This is a genomic window from Pseudomonas capeferrum (genome assembly GCF_013523055.1).
Lineage (GTDB): Bacteria > Pseudomonadota > Gammaproteobacteria > Pseudomonadales > Pseudomonadaceae > Aquipseudomonas > Aquipseudomonas capeferrum_A.
On sequence record NZ_JAAMQM010000033.1, the window covers coordinates 33,869 to 51,004 of the forward strand.

Consider the following 17,136-nt stretch of genomic DNA (forward strand, 5'->3'; position numbering starts at 1 on the left):
CCCTCGGAAAAAGTCCGCCACTCTACCATAGGAGCGAGAGGGGCTCATCAGCCAGAGGTCGTCGACCGGGCTCGCGCCAGAACCGACGCTGGGTACGTTGGCCAAGGACCTCGCTCTGGGCTCCCAGCTGAAGGCGCAGGGCACCGTGCAAGGCCGTGTCATGGATTTCCAGGTTCGCGCGCCTGTAACGGTCGATGACCTCGGCATGCGGATGGCCGAAGGTGTTGTAACGTCCCCGCGAAATCAGCACGCCCCGAGGCGCGGTGGCAGCCATGAAAAGCTCGCTGGACGATGTTCGGCTGCCATGATGGGGCGCCTGCAGCCAATCGATGCCAGGGTCGAGGGTGTCAGCGAGCCATGCACGCTCGGCCCCCGCTTCCATGTCGCCCGCCAGCAGCAGCCGCTCGCCCCGCGCCTCGACCAGCAGCACGCAAGAGCGCTCATTGCTGGTTGGCGCATCGGACCAGCGCCATAGCGAGAACTCCACGCCATCCCAGCGCCAGCGCTCTCCACTGGTACAAGGCTGCGCCCGCATGTCGGGCGGCAGCGCCGACGCCTCGCCCGCCAGCACCCGTGTGGTCGGCAGGCCCCGCTGGACGGCCCCTGCTCCGCCTGCGTGGTCGGCATGCGCATGGCTGATCAGCATCACATCCAGCCGGCGCACGCCGAGTTTGCGCAAGCTAGGCAGCACCACGCTCTCGCCCAGGTCCACCTCGCCCTGCGCCGGCCCGGCATCGTAAAGCAAGGTGTGGTGGCGAGTACGCAGCAGGACGGCCAGGCCTTGGCCGACGTCCAGTTGCCAGATCTGCGCCTGACCCTCTGGCACGTGCTCCCGAGGTGCCCAGAGCGCCAGCAGCATGACTGCCCCGGGTACACGCAAGGGCATGCCTCGCGGCAGCAGCACCAGCAGCGTCCCCAGCGAGACCAGGCACCAGGCCCAGATCGGCAGTTGTTCGGGCACCCAGGCCGGATATCCATCGGCGACCCACGACAATACCTGGAACAGCCCATCCAGCAAGCCGCCGGCCAGCCACAGCAGCGGTGCCCCGAGCATGGGCAGCGGTAACAGGAGTGTGCCTAGCAACGCCAGGGGCAGCACCAAAAGGCTGATCCAGGGCACGGCCAGGAGATTGGCCAAAGGCGCCGTCAGGCTGATGGGCAGGCCGAGCGCCAGCAGCAGCGGCAGGAGACCGACGGCGATGACGCATTGGGCGCGAGTCCAGGCTTGCCAGGGGCGCCAGCCACCTAGGCGGCCGGAGAAGGTGTAGACGAGGATGGCCACGGCGGCGAACGATAACCAGAACCCTGGCAGCAGACTCGCCAGAGGCGCGGCAAGGAGGATACCCACAAGCGCCAAGAGCAAGGGGAAGGTCGCCCCCAGGTGGCGAAAGCGCAGGCGCCAGAGCAGCACCACCGCCAGCATCAGGCAGGCGCGCTGGACCGGCACCTCGAACCCCGCCAGCAGTCCATAGGCCAGTGCCGACCCCATCGCCAGACCGCACGCCCAGGGTAGCCAGGGCAGTTTTCGTGGCCATGCTCCTAACCGAGCCGCGCCAGCGATCAAGGCGTATACCAGGCCCGCCAGCAACCCAATGTGCTGTCCCGAGATCACCAGCAGGTGGACCGTGCCCGTCGCTTGCAAGGTTCGCCAGTCCCGATCCGGCAAGCCGCCCCCATCGCCCAGCACCAAGGCAGCCAACGCCGTTTCGCGGCCCTGGGCATCGACAGCCAGCACGCGCTGGCGGATGGCGTCGCGCCAGGCGGCACTTGCCGGCTCCAGCAAGATGCCGGCCTTGACCGTACCGGTCCCGCCCGTGCGCCGCGCCAGCAAGGTGGCTTCGCGATCGGGGCCATGGGGGTTGAGCAAGCCATGCGGGCGCCTGAGAATGACTGCCAGGCGCCAGCGTTCGCCGCTGTTCACCTGCGGTCCGTCGAACCAGCTCAGTTGCAGGCGCGTGGGCAACCGCGCCCGTCGCGACGTGGCCTCCTCGAGTTCGAAGCGTATCGAGCGAGTTCCCTGGGTCGGCAGACCCACTACCCTGCCCTCCAGCCACAAGGTCCGGCCATCCAGCTCCGGGGCCAGGCGGTCATCCAATGCGGCCTGGGCAACCCAGCAGGCCCAGCTCAATCCGAGCAGGAAGCAGCCCAGGGGCCAGACCCGACTGCGCAGGCTGGCGAGTCCAAGCACGGCCATCAGGGCGAGCCATCCGACCGATGGCAAGGCAGACAGAAAACGCAGGCTGAGCAGCCCGAGTGCGAGCGCGAACATCCCTGTGCGCATGGTTCCAGGCTCCAGAAGAAAAACATCCTCCTGAGGCATAGCCCACGCACGTGGGTTGCTCACTCAACAATTGTCACAAAGTCTGAACAAGGTATTCAGGGGAATAAAGGCATACTGAGGGCCTTCATCCCGCCGAGGCCTGACATGCCGCGCCGACTTTTCAAACGCTACATGCCGGATCCGACCAGCATCAGGGAACACAAATCCTTACGCTTTCTCGGCCGATTGCTGCATGACCCTAACCTCTGGCACCTTAATCGCCACTCCGTGGCGCGGGCCATGGCCGTGGGGCTGTTCGCCGCGTTCATTCCGATCCCCATGCAGATGCTGCTCGCCGCCTGCCTGGCCATCCTGGTACGCGGCAACATGCCGATCTCGGTCAGCCTGGTCTGGCTGACCAACCCGATCACCATGCCGCCGGTGTTCTTCGCAACCTACATGACCGGTGCCTGGCTAATGCAGGTTCCGCCGCGCACCCTGCCCGAATCGCTGACCTTCGAGTGGATCACCGATCAGCTCTCCACGCTCTGGCAACCCTTCCTGCTGGGCTCGATCGTCTGCGGCGTGGTGCTCGGTGCCCTCGCCTACTGCCTGACCATGCTTTACTGGCGCTGGTGGGTAGGTCGGCAGTGGCGCCGTCGTCGGCAGCGATCAGCTGCGCATGCCGCGTCCGCTGACCAGCAGGCGCACGCACAGGGTGTAGAGCACGGCAGTGGCCACCAGCATGAAGGTAATCGCCGTGCCGATACGGATATCCGAAACCCCTAGGATGCCGTAGCGGAACGAATTGACCATATGCAGCACCGGGTTGGCCAACGACACCATTTGCCAGAACGGCGGCAACAGGGTGATCGAATAGAACACGCCGCCCAGGTAGGTCAGTGGCGTCAGGACGAAGGTCGGGACGATCGAGATATCGTCGAAGTTGCGGGCGAACACCGCATTGAGGAAGCCCAGCAACGAGAAGATCGTTGCCGTCAGCAAGACCACCACGACGGTCACGCCCAGGTGGTGGATCTGCAGCTTGGTGAAGAACATCGACAGCAGGGTCACGATCACCCCCACTGCCAGCCCACGCAGCACGCCGCCGAGGGCATAGCCGACCAGAATGGTATGCGGCGAGACCGGCGACACCATCAGTTCTTCGATCGAGCGCTGGAACTTGCTGCCGAAGAAGCTCGATACCACGTTGCCGTAGGAGTTGGTGATCACCGACATCATGATCAACCCTGGCACGATGTACTCCATGTAGGTGAAGCCGCCCATGTCGCCGATCTGCCGACCGATCAGATTGCCGAAGATCACGAAGTACAGGACCATGGTGATCGCCGGCGGCAGCAGGGTCTGTGGCCAGATCCGCAGGAAGCGTCGGACTTCGCGGTAGACGATGGTATTGAGGGCGACCCAGTTGGTCTGCAGTTCCACACTCATACGGCCACCTTGGCCAGGTTCTTTTCCACCAGGGACACGAACAACTCCTCGAGACGGTTGGTCTTGTTACGCAGGCTCAGGACCTCAATGTTCTGCAGCGCGAGCTGGCCGAACAGCGCGGTGATACCGATATCCTTGTCCACTTGCACTTCCAGGCTGTGCGGGTTGATCAACCGACACGGGTAACCGGCCAGGGCCGGCGCCTGAGCCAGGTCCCCCTTGATGTCGAGCACGAAGGTCTCGACGTGCAGCTTGCCCAGCAGCTTGCGCATGCTGGTGTTCTCGACGATGGTGCCATGGTCGATGATGCCGATGTGACGGCACAGCTGCTCGGCCTCTTCCAGGTAGTGAGTGGTCAGGATGATGGTGATGCCTTTCTGGTTCAGCTCGGTGAGAAAGCTCCACATCGAGCGGCGCAGTTCGATGTCCACCCCGGCCGTAGGCTCATCGAGGATCAGCAGGCGCGGTTCATGGATCAGCGCACGAGCGATCATCAGGCGCCGCTTCATGCCGCCCGACAGCTCGCGGGACGGCACGTCGCGCTTGTCCCACAGACCGAGCTGGGTCAGGTACTGCTCGGCGCGGGCCTTGGCCAGTTTCGGCGGGATGCCGTAATAGCCGGCCTGGGTCACGACGATGTCGAAGGTCTTCTCGAACTGGTTGAAGTTGAATTCCTGGGGCACCACGCCGATGCTGCGCTTGAGCGCGGACGGCTCGCGGTCCAGGTCGTGACCGAAGACATTCACCGTGCCGCTGGTCTTGTTGACCAGGGTCGAGAGGATGCCGATGGTCGTGGATTTACCGGCGCCGTTGGGGCCGAGCAAAGCGAAGAAGTCACCTTCGGCCACTTCCAGATCGATGCCTTTGAGGGCCTGGAAACCGTTGCCGTAGATCTTGGTGAGCTGTCGGATGGACAGGGCAGAACTCATAGCGGATCGCGTACCGTGGAAAGGGGTTCGGAACACGCCAGGTCAGAGGGCTGGCGCAGTGAGTACGGCCATGGTGCAAGGCCAGGCCGCACAAGTACAGTCGTGCGTATCGATAGTGACTATCGAAGTGGCCGTTGTGTTCAGGCCGATTGGCTCAGGTCAGCGCGGTCATTACCGCCGCCTGGTAGGCCGGGCGAGCCGCGAGTCGCTCGTACCAGGCACGCAGATGATGCATGTCGGGCCTCTCGATGGGCATTTCAAACCAGGCATAGGCAAAGCAGCCCAACGGAATGTCACCCATGCCGACGTCATCGCCCGACAGATAGGGTTGGCGTGCCAGGGTCTGGTCGGCCATCGACAGCAATTGGGCAACGGCCTTGTGCGCAGCGTTGATCGCCACCCAGTCCTGCTGCTCCGGCGGAGTGCGCAGAATGCCCCAGAACAATGGACGGAACACCGGCGCCAGGGCCGAGGTGGTCCAGTCCATCCATTTTTCCGCCTGGGCGCGCTGGCGTGCGTCGTCCGGATACCAGCCGGCTTCATGTCCGTACTGGGCGCACAGGTAACGCACGATAGTGTTGGATTCCCATAGCACGAAGTCGCCGTCTTCCAACAGCGGCACCAGGCCATTGGGATTGCGCGCCCGATAATCCGGTTCGTCGACCAGGCCGAAGGCGCCGCCAGCGTCGATCGACTGATAGTCCAGCCCCAGCTCCTGCGCGCACCAGAGTGCCTTGCGCACGTTGCTCGAATTCTTCCTGCCCCAGATCTTCAGCATGACGACGTCCTCATGAGTGCGAGCGTGGGAGTTTACTCCAGAGCATCGTGGCATGTACCGGCCTCTTCGCGGGGCAAGCCCGCTCCCACCGAGTGCGATGTACGCCTTGTAAACTGGGTACAGCACCGATTCTACTGGTTTACACGCCAACCGGTGGGAGCCGGCTTGTCCCGCGAAGAGGCTGGTACGGACAGCAAGGAAACATACTCTGACAACCCCCCGGCGAACTCCTGCTGCCGAGCCCTGTCACTCAACAGACGAGGCCGTCCGGCGATGACCACCCAAGCTCTGGTTGGCGGCAAGGCGCCCACGCTGTCCACGGAGGATGAATCATGTTGCTGTTGTGGTTGATAGTTCTGGTGATCGGTGCAGCCTGGCTGGCGCACCGACGTATGGCGGCCCTGACGGCGCTGGGCATCATCGCCGGGTACGTGCTGCTGATGGGTATCTTCAGCCATGCACCGGGCTGGTTGCTGGTCATCCTCTGGGGGCTGCTGGCAGCGGCGGCGGCCTTCCTGCTGTTGCCTGAGTGGCGCCGCAAGGTCTTCACCGCGCCGATGTTCAGCTGGTTCCAGCGAACCCTGCCGCCCATGTCGCAGACCGAGCGCGAGGCCATCGATGCAGGCACCGTATGGTGGGACGGCGAACTGTTCAGTGGCCGACCGAACTGGGACACCTTGCTCGGCTATCCCGCCGCAAGGCTGACCGAAGAGGAGCAGGCGTTCATCGATGGCCCGACCGAAGCGCTCTGCGCCATGGTCAGCGACTGGCAGATCGGCCAGGACATGGACCTGCCACCCGCGGCTTGGACGCACATCAAGGAACATGGCTTCTTTGCCCTGATCATCCCCAAGGAATACGGCGGCAAGGGCTTCTCGGCCTACGCTCACTCGCAGGTGGCCATGAAGCTGGCGACCCGCAGCGGTGATCTGGCCTCTACCGTCATGGTGCCCAACTCGCTAGGCCCGGCCGAGCTGTTGCTGCACTACGGCACCGGTGAGCAGCGCAATCACTACCTGCCACGCCTGGCACGCGGCGACGAGATTCCCTGTTTCGCCCTTACTGGCCCGCTGGCCGGTTCCGATGCCGGCGCGATGCCCGATACCGGAGTGATCTGCAAGGGCCAATGGCAGGGCGAAGAGGTCATCGGCCTGCGCCTGAACTGGGAAAAGCGCTACATCACGCTCGGCCCCGTGGCCACGCTGTTGGGTCTGGCATTCAAGGCCTATGACCCTGACCATCTGCTCGGCGAGCAGGAAGCGCTCGGCATCAGTCTGGCATTGATCCCCACCGACACGCCCGGCGTGGAAATCGGCCAGCGCCACCTGCCCCTGGGCGCAGCCTTCATGAACGGCCCCAACAGCGGCAAGGACGTCTTCATCCCGCTGGACTACCTCATCGGCGGCCAGAAGATGCTCGGCAAGGGCTGGATGATGCTGATGAACTGCCTGTCGGTGGGCCGCTCGATCTCGTTGCCTGCCGTGGGCACCGGCGCCGCCAAGTACACCAGCCTGGTGACCGGGCAGTACGCGCGTATCCGTGAGCAGTTCAACGTCCCTCTCGCGGCCTTCGAAGGTATCCAGGAATCGCTGGCACGCATCGGCGGCAATGCCTGGCTGATGGACAGCGCCCGCCTGCTCACCGCGCAGGCCGTGGACCTGGGAGAAAAGCCCTCGGTGCTGTCGGCGATCCTCAAGTACCACCTGACCGAGCGCGGTCGCGAATGCATCCAGCACGCGATGGACGTGCACGGCGGCAAGGGCATCATCATGGGCCCGAACAATTACCTGGGACGCAACTGGCAGGGCGCGCCGATCTTCATCACCGTGGAAGGGGCCAACATTCTTTCGCGCAACCTGATGATTTTCGGTCAGGGAGCCATTCGCTGCCATCCGTTCGTGCTCAAGGAGATGGCCCTGGCCGGGCGTGAAGACCGCGCTCAGGCGCTGGTGGAATTCGACCAGCTGCTGCTCAAGCATATCGGTTTCGCCGTGGGCAACGCCGCCAGCACCCTGGTGCTCGGCCTGGGGCTCGGGCGTCTGGAAAAAGTGCCGGGCGATGCCTTGAGCCAGAGCTACTTCCATGCACTCGACCGCCAGGCGGCAGCGTTCGCGCTGCTGGCGGACCTGAGCATGATGCTGCTGGGAGGCGCGCTCAAGCGTCGCGAGCGCCTTTCGGCGCGTCTGGGCGATGTATTGAGCTACCTGTACCTCTCCTCGGCGGCGCTCAAGCGCTACCACGACCTGGGTTCGCCTGAACACATGCGCCCGCTGCTGCGCTGGGCCCTGGAAGAGAGCCTGGGCCAGGCGGAAAAGGCTATGGACCGCCTGCTCGACAACTTCCCCAACCGCTTTGTCGGCTGCGCGCTGCGGGTGCTGGTATTCCCCTTCGGCCGCCGTCACACCGGGCCAAGCGACGAGTTGGATGCCGAAGTGGCGGAACTAATTGGCCGCACGAAAGGCGATCCTGCGCTGGAGGAGTTGCTCGCGGGATGTTTCAGGCCGCAAGCCGAAGGCGATCCGGTGGCGGCCTTGCAACAGGCAAGCGACTTGCTGGACGAAGCCGCGCCGCTGCACAAGGCACTGCACCAGGCCATCAAGGAGGGCAAGGTGCGACCAGCCGCAGGGCAGTCGGCGGTTGATGCAGCCGTGGAAAGTGGCGTGCTACAGCCAGGTGAGGGTCAGCGCCTGCATGCGGCCGAGCAGGCACGTCGCGTGGTGATCGATGTGGATGCATTCGACAAGGAGCAGTTGCTGCTGGAGCAGGGCAAGGTGCGCTGACACAAGGGGCCGCTTCACGGCCCATTCGCGGGCAAGCACGCTCCCCAGATACCCGGCCGCTTTCAAGGGCTGCGAGGGCTGTGTGGGGCTTGCCCGCGAATGGTCAGCACCGGCAGCACATTGCCCAAGTCCTTCTCAACCGGCGTATACTCCGCGCCCGTTTCAACTTCACCGAGGACTGCCCCCATGGCCAATCCGCACCTGCACTACCACCTGCAATTGCTCCACCACCTGCGCACCATCCTGGCAGCCCTGGGTGAAGCCGAACAGGTACCGGAGGAAAGCCACGCCCTGTTCCTCGAACGCTTTGACGAGTTGCTGACCCTGCTGCCGCAAGATCCACTCGAAAGCCAGTATCTGGGCCAGGACCTGATCTGCCAGGTGATCCAGCGCTACCCGCAAATCGCCCATCTGGTACCGCGCGACCTGTTGTGGTTCTTTGCTGGTGACTGCCTGCACTTTATGCCCGACGAAGAGCTAGACCTGTATCAGCAATTGGAAGAGCGCCGCTACGAGGCCGAACAGAACGGCGAACCGTTCGATTGGAATGCGCAAAAGCAGTTGCTGAACCTGGCCTCCAGCGCCCCTCGCCACTAAGCCCCTCGGCACCTGCCTGGCCAGGTGCCTGACGATACTTCCGCCTACACGTGCTACTTCGCCCTACATCCTTTCCCGGCGTCGATCCATACCCTGAAGGCAGATTCAAGCGAACTCCGACCGCTTGAATAGCTGCAGGCTCTGCCCGCAGCCCTTCGACCTTCACTGTATGGATTGAACAATGAAAAAGATCATGATGACACTTGCCTTAAGCCTGGCAAGCAGCACTGCATTCGCCGCAGATGAAACCGGGCGCATCAACTTCCACGGTAGTGTCTACGCCGGTGGCACCTGCCCCATCGAAGTCGTCGACCCGGGCGCCGGCGTGCTGCCCTGGGTATCGCTGGGCAACTACCTGAGCAAGTACTTCACTACCCCCGGCACAGCCACTCCCGATGTCGCCTTTGCACTGCGAGTCACCCCGGATGCCACCTGCGTGATCGCACCAAACGCAAAAGCCAAGATCACCTTCGAGTCGCTGCATGGTCCCGCCGGTACCGGTGGCGAGTTCTACGCAGTCCGTGGGGGCGGTGCTACCCATATTGCGGTCGAGATCAAGGACGAGGACAAGAACAGGGTCGAACCGCTGGACCCGTCCAAGGAATACGACCTGTATTCGTCCCAGCCCACGGATCTGAAATTCTACGCCGCCTACGTGTCGACCGGCGCCACGGTCGGTGAAGGTCTGGCCGAAGCCGAAGTGAACTTCAAGGTCGAACTGCCTTGATGGTCCTCCAGGTGCGGTCACGCACCTGGAATCCCCTTCTTTCTGAAACGGTCATCTTTCATGCTCTCCATCACCCGCACCTCGACGCTGCTGGGAGGCTGCTTGCTGGCGCTGGTCTGTACCCTGAACAGCGCCCATGCCGCTCTTACCATCAGTACCACACGCATCGTTTACGACAGCGCCCAACGCAGCGCCTCGGTAGTCATCGCCAACCCCAGCCAACGCCCGTTCGCCGCACAGACCTGGATCAACACCCAGGCCGACGATACCACCACGGCCGTCCCCTTCATCACCGCACCTGCGCTGTTCCGGCTGTCTGCCGGCAAAGACCAGACAGTCCAGATCAGCGGCCTGCCCAACGACCTGCCCCAGGACCGCGAATCACTGTTCTTCTTCAACCTGCAGGAGGTCCCTCAGGCAAGTAACGGGCCCAGTAATGTACTCAACATCGCCCTGCGCACTCGGATCAAGCTGTTCTACCGCCCGACACAAATTCAAGGCGACCCGGTACGCAGCCTCAAGGAACTATACCTTGCCATAACCCGGCAAGAGGGCCGCCCTCACCTGTCCATCCGCAACCCGACGCCCTACCACTACACCTTCAGCCGCCTCGATATCGTCAACGGCAGTCAGCAAAAAGCCATACCCGCCACTGACATGCTGGCGCCCCTTTCCGAGCGTAGCTATGCGCTGCCAGCGGGCATCGACGGCTCCAATCTGCAAGCGATCGTGACGGTCATCAACGACTACGGCGGCACCAGCAAGCCCCTGACTCTGCCCGTGCACAACACACCCTGATCCCAACGGCATTCTTGAGGACGTCAAATGATCCTGCGACCCCTTGGGCGCGGGCGTGTTCGCCTGCGCCACGCGTGCCTGATAATCATCTGCATATCGGCCCCCATGGCACTGGCAGACTCCCATGAACCTTCGGACATGGAATTCCAGGCAGGCTTTCTTCGGCAAGATCCAAGGCAGCCAACCGGGACTGCGGTGCATGCCTTGCGTGCGCTCTCCGAACGAGAGGAACTTCCGCCCGGACGGTATCCGGTACGGGTGCAGGTCAACCTGACGTCTGCTGGGTTGCGTGAACTGCTGCTCGAAGCCGACCCTGCCAGTGGACGTCTACGGCCTTGCCTTTCGCCTGAACTACTGGACGAGCTGGGCCTGCGCCTGGAGGCGTTGCCGGACCCGTCCGTACGCGAACAACCCTGTCTCGACTTGCCAGGCCTGGTGCCGGGCGCACTCGCCGATTTCGACAGCAGCCAACTGCAGCTTGCCATTTCCATCCCGCAGATTGCCCTGCGCCGGGACCTGGCCGGCCAGGTAGACCCAGCAAGCTGGGACAATGGCATCCCGGCCGCGTTCGTCAACTACCAGGCTTCGATGCTGCAAAGCGACACCCGTGGCCAAGGTCGCTACAGCAACCAGGACCTGTACCTCAATGGTGGTATCAACCTGGGCGGCTGGCGCCTGCGTAGCAGCCAATCCTGGCGCCAGGACAACCAGGGCCAACGACAATGGAGCCGCGCCTATACCTACGCTCAGCATGACCTGCCCGGCACCTGGGGCAATATCACGCTGGGTCAGAGCTTCACCAGTAGCGATGTGTTCCGTGGCATACCCGTCAGCGGTATGCGCCTGGCCTCCGATTTTGACATGCTGCCCGACACCCACCGCAGCTATGCTCCTACGCTACGTGGCGTGGCGCAGACACGGGCCAAGCTTGAAGTGTGGCAAAACGGCTACCCGATCTACTCCACTTACGTCAGCCCCGGCTCCTACGCCATCGACGACCTGAACGTCGGCGGCACGGGTGAACTGGAGGTAGTGCTCACCGAAGCCGATGGCCAAGTGCGGCGGTTCACCCAGCCCTATGCCAGCATCAGTAATCTGCTGCGACCCGGGGTGTGGCGTTACAGCACCACCCTTGGCCGCTACAACCCCGCTGCTGGCGACCAGGACCCGCTTATCTGGCAAGGCACCCTGGCCTTGGGCACGGTGTGGAATGCCACGCTGTATGGCGGCCTGATGGCCAGTGAGGGATATACCGCCGAAGCTGTCGGTATCGCCCGCGATCTGGGCGCAGCAGGAGCGCTGTCGTTCGACGTCACCCATTCGAGCAGTGACCTCGCGCCTGTCGAAGACCGTACCCTGCAAGGGCTCAGCTATGCCATCAAGTACAGCAAGGCCTTCAACAGTGGTACGCACCTGCGCTTTGCCGGTTACCGCTATTCAACCCAAGGCTATCGTGACTTCGATGAGTGGATCAACCAGCGCAGCAGCGATCGAACCTTCCTCGGCAGCCGCCGCAGCCGCCTCGAAAGCTCGATCAATCAACGCATTGGCCAGCGCAGCGCCCTAAGCCTGTCAGTGTCGCAACAGGACTATTGGCAACGCGGCGATGTTCAACGCCAGTTCCAGTTCAACTTCAGCACCCAGCACAAGGGCATCAGCTACAGTTTCAACGGCTCACAGTCGTTGACGCAAACGCGCTCTGGCAGCGACCGACAGTTCGGCCTCACTGTGTCGATCCCATTGGAATTCGGGCGCAGCAGCACCTTGAGTCTCGACCTGCAGCATTCGGCCCACGGCACTTCGCAGCGCGCCGCGCTGAGCAGCCATGCCGACCGGCTGAGCTACAACGCCAGTGTGGCGATCAACGAGCGGCAGCAGCAAAGCGCCGGGCTCTCGCTGGCCTACCAGGCGCCCCAGGCCACGGTGGGTGCGGGGATTAGCGCTTCCGACAACCATCACAGCCTGTCCCTCAACCTCAGTGGCGCGGCGCTGGTACATGCTGACGGCGTGGAACTGGGGCCTTATTTGGGGGAAACCATCGGCCTGCTGCACGTGCCTGATATCGCCGACGTGGGCTTGCAGAACAATAGCGCCTTGCGTACCAACGCCAAGGGTTATGCCCTGGTGCCCCATCTGCGACCTTACCGGGCCAACCAGTTGGTACTCGATACGGACCGGCTAAGCCCCGAAGTGGACATCGACAATGGTACCGCCACAGTCACGCCGCGCCGTGGGGCGATAGTCAAAAGCCAGTTCAACGCCCGCCGGGCCAACCGCGTAGTGCTGACCCTGCTCGCCAGAGACCAGCAGCCGCTGCCATTTGGCACTCAGCTGCACGATACCGACAGCAACGTGCTCGGCATGGTGGGCCAGGCCGGCCGAGCCATGTTGTCGCTGAACGATGGCGTACAGCGCATGGAAGCCCGCTGGGGCGACTCGCCGGACGACGGCTGCCTGTTCCAGGTGGACCCTCAATCGACCCCGCCAGACCAGGGCTACCGCCTACAGACGCTGACCTGTAAATGACGCGATACCCACCCATTCACCGTGAAATGCGCGCCGGCCATCGGCGCGCATGACCAGGAAACGCCTATGAAACACTTCAAGTACATCGCGCTTGTCGTCGCGATGGTCGCCAGCGGCCAGGCACATGCCGGCGATGTCTGTAACTGGAGCGCAGGAACTCCCCCTTTGCATATCACTCGCGTGCTTGCGGGTGTCATGCATGTGCCTGGCGGTGCCAAGCCGGGGGATGTGATCGGCACGCCCAATACGCGAGAGTTCACCCAGTCTTTCCCCGCGTCGGAATTCCTTTGCTTCAACGATGGCACAGTACTCTGGCGGTTCGATATGAATCCGACCGCGCCTATCTTCCCGGACCCGTTACCGCCCGTCGGCGGCATGCCCTCCAATGGTCATATCCTGAAAACCAATATCGACGGCATTGGCGCGCGCATTATGTTGGACATCCCATTCAACGGTTCGGCCAACGGCTACTTCATGCCAGAGGGTGGGGCACACAACCCGTTCATCCCCTTTCGCTCTACCCAGCAGGCCAACACCGACGTCGGGGGCTTCAGGCTCCGGGGGTTCTCAAACCGGGTTACGCTGGTGAAGACAGGTGACATCGCCCCAGGCATACACTATGTCGACAGCGAGCTGTTCACTGGCCATTTCAGCCCCGTCGGCATGGGGCTGGTCCTGCGCTACCGATTGCAAGCCACCGTATTACAGACCCAATGCAGCCTCATTGGCGACCCAGTGAGCGCCGACCCGGTAGAACTCGGCGACTGGGACAAGGCCGACTTCCAGGCGATAGGCACCACCACTGCGACCATCCCCTTCGCCATTACCTTGAGCAACTGCCAAACCGACGCTGGGGGGCAGACCAGAGCGACCATAGAGCTCGACGGTGCCGAAGGCTCGACACCGGTCCTTGGGCTCGATGGCGTGTTCAGCCTCACCAGCGACTCCGACGTTGAAGGCATCGGCATCCAGATACTCAAAGATGACCATTCGCCATTGCCGCTACAAAAAGAGGTGGACCTCAAGGCGATCCAGGACGGCAGTACCGTACTCAACTTCGGCGCCCGCTTCTACCAGACCGACAGCGCTAGCGCAGTCCGGCCTGGCAAGGCCAAAGGCGCGCTGAACTTCACCATTCGTTATCGCTGACAAGCCTATGGCCAGATAAAACGATGCCCAGGTGCCTTGTGGTAGCTGGGCATGTGATGGTCAATGCAAACGGTTCAGGCAACGCTCTGGGTCGAACTCAGAATGTTCACTGGGTCGTAACCGTAAGTGCAGTCGCCTTGAACGGGGTCGGTGACTGTACGCAGGCGGTTGAGCGCGTCGTACTCCAGCGCACGCCCTGCATCATCACGCGTCAGGTTGCCATTGGCATCATATTCGAGCTTGATCTCGGCCGGGTATGGCGCGCCGCCGTTGTTGGTAATCCGGCTCAACTGAACCGGGTCAGGGTTTTCGAAATGGTAAACAGCCATGTTCGTTCCACCCGGGAACCGAGTCAGCACCTGCGTGATATTGTCCAGCGCGTCGAAGCGGAAAACCTGACCCGTGATGTGCTTGCCATAGGGATCCACAGGGCATTGATCGCCTTCGCAACCGTACGTCGTCAGCCGGCCTCGCGTATCGTACTTGTAAGTCTCCTCGCGCAGCGTGGTGTTTCCTTCCTTGAGGGTACGCTTGGTCATTCGGTCAAAATCGTCATATTCTTGGGTCAGCACCTGTTCCGGAGAATCACCAAACGTGAACGTACGCGAGATCTCACGCTCCAGCTCGTCGTAGCCGAGGGTTGTCTTCAACGAGTTGACAGGGCTGGCGTTGTCGTCGATTTCGACGGTCTTGAAGCTGAGCGTACGGCTCAACGCGTCATATTCGAACTCGGACACCAGCGCACCCAGTGAGGTTTTTGCAAGTCGCCCGCTGTTGTCGTAGACGTAACTCTGAGTCTGGTTCAGCACATCGACATAGCTTTCCAGGCGCCCCCGGAAGCTGTAGGCGTATGCCATGTCGTATTCGCCACGGGTTTCAGTCTTCACTTCACCCGTGCTGAAGTAGGTACGCGAGAACGCCTGGCCACCCTCCTCGCTACAGCTTTCCAACCGCGCACTTTTGCTGTCCAGGGTATAAGCAGCCTCTTGCCCGCCGAGGATTCGCCGCACCGGCTCTTCGCTCAGGTGGGGCTGATACGTGTATTGGATCTCGCCTTTCGGGGTTTTCACGGTGCACGGTTTGAGCTGGCCGGTCAGGTATCCGTAAGTCTGTTCGCGTCCCCCTGTTTTCGACAGGACCATGCGGTCCAGGCCATCGAAGCCTTGTTCGCCTAACAGTGCATCGCCCACCTTGATGGTGACCGGCAAGTCTTTTTCGCTGTGCGCAGCGTAGGTGCGCACCACCACTTCACCTTCTCGCAGCTGATGGTTCAGCAAACGGTCGAACGGGTCATAAGTGAACGCCTCCTGCTGTTGGCTATCTTCAACCAGGCCAGAAACCTCCTTGACCCTTCGGCCAAACCCATCGTAGTCAGTAATCGTCTGGCTCTTGATCTCTGTTTCCTGCTCATCGGCAGGCGCCCTCTTGATCAAGCGGCGCGCGCGAACAGGGTTGTCGAACAGGTTCAACTGGCTTTCGGTCACCCCGGTCTTGGTGCCGTTTTCCAGCTCTTGGCCCTTGTCGTCCAATACCTGCTGGCGCCACTCACGCGTGATCGGGCCTGTCGAGCCATCGCCGATAGGGTCGATTTCGGCGAACTCACCTACCCCGTCCGGCCCGATCACGCAAAGCTGTTCCCCCCAAGCGTCGTACCTGACATGGCTGACCAAGTGCAGCTCATGGTCCTTGAGCCAGTCGATTTCTGTTTCCGAAGCCACATTACCCCATGCGTCATAAGTGGCCTTGTAGGTCGACCTGAAGCCGCCTTCCGACCATTCCTTGTCAGCGTCATCCCGCTGCTCTTCGACGGTACGGTACGCTCCATCGAAATAGGCCACGGTCTTCACATTCTTGACATCGATACGCGCCTGGGTTGCCTGGTCACTCTCGCTGGCGCAAAGCTGGTACTCGTAGCGTCGCTCCGCTTCTTCCGGCTTGCCTGGGCTGACAATTTCGTGGGTGACACGACGCAACGGGTCGAACAGAGTGAGAATTTCCACATCGGTGTCGTCGCGGCTGAGCACCATCTCGCCCGTTGCCAGCGAGTGCTGCACCCTTGTCTCCTTGGCCGCGCCATCGAAACCGGTCAAGGTCTGCTTGTCCTGCAAGACACGCAAGCCCCTGAGCTTGAGCATGTAGCTGCGATCGCGTGCATGATCGGCTTGTGCCGTTTCTTGCCAGTCGAGCGCTTCGAACGTGTAGGCATGCTCGATGCGGGTGTCCAGCGTTTTCGGCGCACCCCGCTTGTCTGCTTCGGGATTCGGGAACGCCGTTACCTGTGCCTGCAGGCGTCCATGCACCAGCGGCTTATCGGGCTGGACCGTTTCGTCCGCGGCCTGCAAGTAACGGTGGCTGACCGTTTTCAGGTCGCGGCCGCTGGCCAGGGTTTCGCTGTTCAGCGCCAGCCAGAAGTCCTGCTGGGTTTGTGCCGCTGAGGCAGCCAGCACTGGCAGGCGCTGGTAGCTGTAGCGAGTGGTCCGCGCAAGCGCAGAGCCAGAATGGCCATTGGCGGGCTTTTCGGTTTTTTCCTTAAGATGGCGAACGAACCCTTGCTCGTCGCCCGGGTAATCTGCCTCTGCCTTGTCGTACCAGCTGTAGGTTTCTTCTATCCCGTTAGCTAGCGTGCGGCTCTTCAGGTTGCCATGGTCATCGTAGGTGCTGCTGACTGTTTCCTTGCGATTGCGAGTGGCATTGCTTTTCAGCCACCACTGAGTCTCGACCCCATGTGGCAGCTGGCAGTAATTGGGCTGCTCGGCAAAGGTACGGTCGGCAAGCAGATTGTACGCCGTGGTGACTTGTCGGATATTGTCACCAATGACTTCTTTGTCATCATTACCCAGCTGGCTGCCGTGACAGATCGCCTCGGTGGTGATCAGGTGAAACTTGTTGAAGCTGCGCACGATGCTGCGCACCGGCTTGCCATCGACCCACAGCGTTTCGGTGGTGCCATAGTCATAGTCGAGTGCCTTGCGGAACAGGTTGTCCAGGCCATCGTCCTTCCACTCCAGTGCCACGTTGCCGCCCAGGAAGTTGTGCCCATCGGCCGAATAGGTGTAGCGCGTGTCGATCGACGGTTGGCCATGGCCGGGATGGTTGAGGTGCTGGGTCACCCGCGGCATCGGATCGACCCCTGAGCCGAT

General features: G+C 62.3%; 11 protein-coding genes and 1 pseudogene. 7 read left to right on the forward strand and 5 right to left on the reverse strand.

The genetic code is table 11. The annotated features are described in order from the left end of the window. Nucleotides 1-22 precede the first annotated feature (22 nt). Nucleotides 23-2,281 (reverse strand): DNA internalization-related competence protein ComEC/Rec2, encoded by a 2,259-nt coding sequence (locus G7009_RS26065; protein ID WP_181133152.1) that lies wholly within the window; start codon nucleotides 2,279-2,281, stop codon nucleotides 23-25. A 144-nt stretch (nucleotides 2,282-2,425) separates the two neighbouring features. Between G7009_RS26065 and G7009_RS26070 the strand changes: the two are divergent. Next, nucleotides 2,426-2,941, forward strand: a pseudogene (locus G7009_RS26070) (DUF2062 domain-containing protein); the annotation flags it as partial. On the opposite strand, the gene G7009_RS26075 reads toward G7009_RS26070, so the two are convergent. From G7009_RS26075 to G7009_RS26085, 3 genes are all read right to left on the reverse strand, one after another. After that, nucleotides 2,933-3,712, reverse strand: coding sequence for an ABC transporter permease (locus tag G7009_RS26075; protein WP_181133154.1), 780 nt, complete (start codon nucleotides 3,710-3,712; stop codon nucleotides 2,933-2,935). The pseudogene G7009_RS26070 and the gene G7009_RS26075 overlap by 9 nt on opposite strands. Next, nucleotides 3,709-4,641 (reverse strand): ABC transporter ATP-binding protein, encoded by a 933-nt coding sequence (locus G7009_RS26080; RefSeq protein WP_181133155.1) that lies wholly within the window; start codon nucleotides 4,639-4,641, stop codon nucleotides 3,709-3,711. The genes G7009_RS26075 and G7009_RS26080 overlap by 4 nt, the downstream gene beginning before the upstream one ends. A 154-nt stretch (nucleotides 4,642-4,795) precedes the next feature. After that, entirely contained in the window at nucleotides 4,796-5,419 is a 624-nt protein-coding gene (locus G7009_RS26085) for a glutathione S-transferase family protein (protein ID WP_181133156.1), read from the reverse strand. A 332-nt stretch (nucleotides 5,420-5,751) separates the two neighbouring features. Between G7009_RS26085 and G7009_RS26090 the strand changes: the two genes are divergently transcribed. The 6 genes from G7009_RS26090 to G7009_RS26115 all read left to right on the forward strand — a co-directional run bounded on the left by G7009_RS26090 (nucleotide 5,752) and on the right by G7009_RS26115 (nucleotide 13,996). Beyond that, nucleotides 5,752-8,199 carry an acyl-CoA dehydrogenase gene (locus tag G7009_RS26090; protein WP_181133157.1) on the forward strand — a complete coding sequence of 816 codons (2,448 nt, stop codon included), beginning with the start codon at nucleotides 5,752-5,754 and terminating at the stop codon, nucleotides 8,197-8,199. A 186-nt stretch (nucleotides 8,200-8,385) separates the two neighbouring features. Continuing rightward, the gene (locus tag G7009_RS26095) at nucleotides 8,386-8,796 is read left to right on the forward strand and encodes a PA2817 family protein (RefSeq protein ID WP_181133158.1); all 411 of its coding nucleotides are present in this window, start codon (nucleotides 8,386-8,388) and stop codon (nucleotides 8,794-8,796) included. Between the two features lie 181 nt (nucleotides 8,797-8,977). Further along, nucleotides 8,978-9,523 carry a fimbrial protein gene (locus tag G7009_RS26100; RefSeq protein WP_181133159.1) on the forward strand — a complete coding sequence of 182 codons (546 nt, stop codon included), beginning with the start codon at nucleotides 8,978-8,980 and terminating at the stop codon, nucleotides 9,521-9,523. Between the two features lie 60 nt (nucleotides 9,524-9,583). Continuing rightward, nucleotides 9,584-10,321 (forward strand): fimbrial biogenesis chaperone, encoded by a 738-nt coding sequence (locus G7009_RS26105; RefSeq protein WP_181133160.1) that lies wholly within the window; start codon nucleotides 9,584-9,586, stop codon nucleotides 10,319-10,321. 27 nt (nucleotides 10,322-10,348) lie between these two features. Further along, on the forward strand, nucleotides 10,349-12,847 hold the full coding sequence (locus G7009_RS26110) for a fimbria/pilus outer membrane usher protein (RefSeq protein ID WP_181133161.1): 2,499 nt from the start codon (nucleotides 10,349-10,351) through the stop codon (nucleotides 12,845-12,847). A gap of 66 nt (nucleotides 12,848-12,913) precedes the next feature. Continuing rightward, nucleotides 12,914-13,996: a fimbrial protein gene (locus G7009_RS26115; protein WP_181133162.1), complete on the forward strand. Its 1,083-nt coding sequence runs from the start codon at nucleotides 12,914-12,916 to the stop codon at nucleotides 13,994-13,996. Nucleotides 13,997-14,070: 74 nt separating this feature from the next. On the opposite strand, the gene G7009_RS26120 is transcribed toward G7009_RS26115, so the two are convergent. Further along, the coding region (locus G7009_RS26120; protein WP_219856777.1) for an RHS repeat domain-containing protein at nucleotides 14,071-17,136 on the reverse strand (3,066 nt) is incomplete at its 5' end.

Bases quoted from the DNA above. Each gene is read 5' to 3' on its own strand.
- G7009_RS26075 (WP_181133154.1), bottom strand. From the start codon at position 3,712: ATGAGTGTGGAACTGCAGACCAACTGGGTCGCCCTCAATACCATCGTC.
- G7009_RS26095 (WP_181133158.1), top strand. From the start codon at position 8,386: ATGGCCAATCCGCACCTGCACTACCACCTGCAATTGCTCCACCACCTG.
- G7009_RS26085 (WP_181133156.1), bottom strand. From the start codon at position 5,419: ATGCTGAAGATCTGGGGCAGGAAGAATTCGAGCAACGTGCGCAAGGCA.
- G7009_RS26110 (WP_181133161.1), top strand. From the start codon at position 10,349: ATGATCCTGCGACCCCTTGGGCGCGGGCGTGTTCGCCTGCGCCACGCG.
- G7009_RS26115 (WP_181133162.1), top strand. From the start codon at position 12,914: ATGAAACACTTCAAGTACATCGCGCTTGTCGTCGCGATGGTCGCCAGC.
- G7009_RS26065 (WP_181133152.1), bottom strand. From the start codon at position 2,281: ATGCGCACAGGGATGTTCGCGCTCGCACTCGGGCTGCTCAGCCTGCGT.
- G7009_RS26090 (WP_181133157.1), top strand. From the start codon at position 5,752: ATGTTGCTGTTGTGGTTGATAGTTCTGGTGATCGGTGCAGCCTGGCTG.
- G7009_RS26080 (WP_181133155.1), bottom strand. From the start codon at position 4,641: ATGAGTTCTGCCCTGTCCATCCGACAGCTCACCAAGATCTACGGCAAC.
- G7009_RS26100 (WP_181133159.1), top strand. From the start codon at position 8,978: ATGAAAAAGATCATGATGACACTTGCCTTAAGCCTGGCAAGCAGCACT.
- G7009_RS26105 (WP_181133160.1), top strand. From the start codon at position 9,584: ATGCTCTCCATCACCCGCACCTCGACGCTGCTGGGAGGCTGCTTGCTG.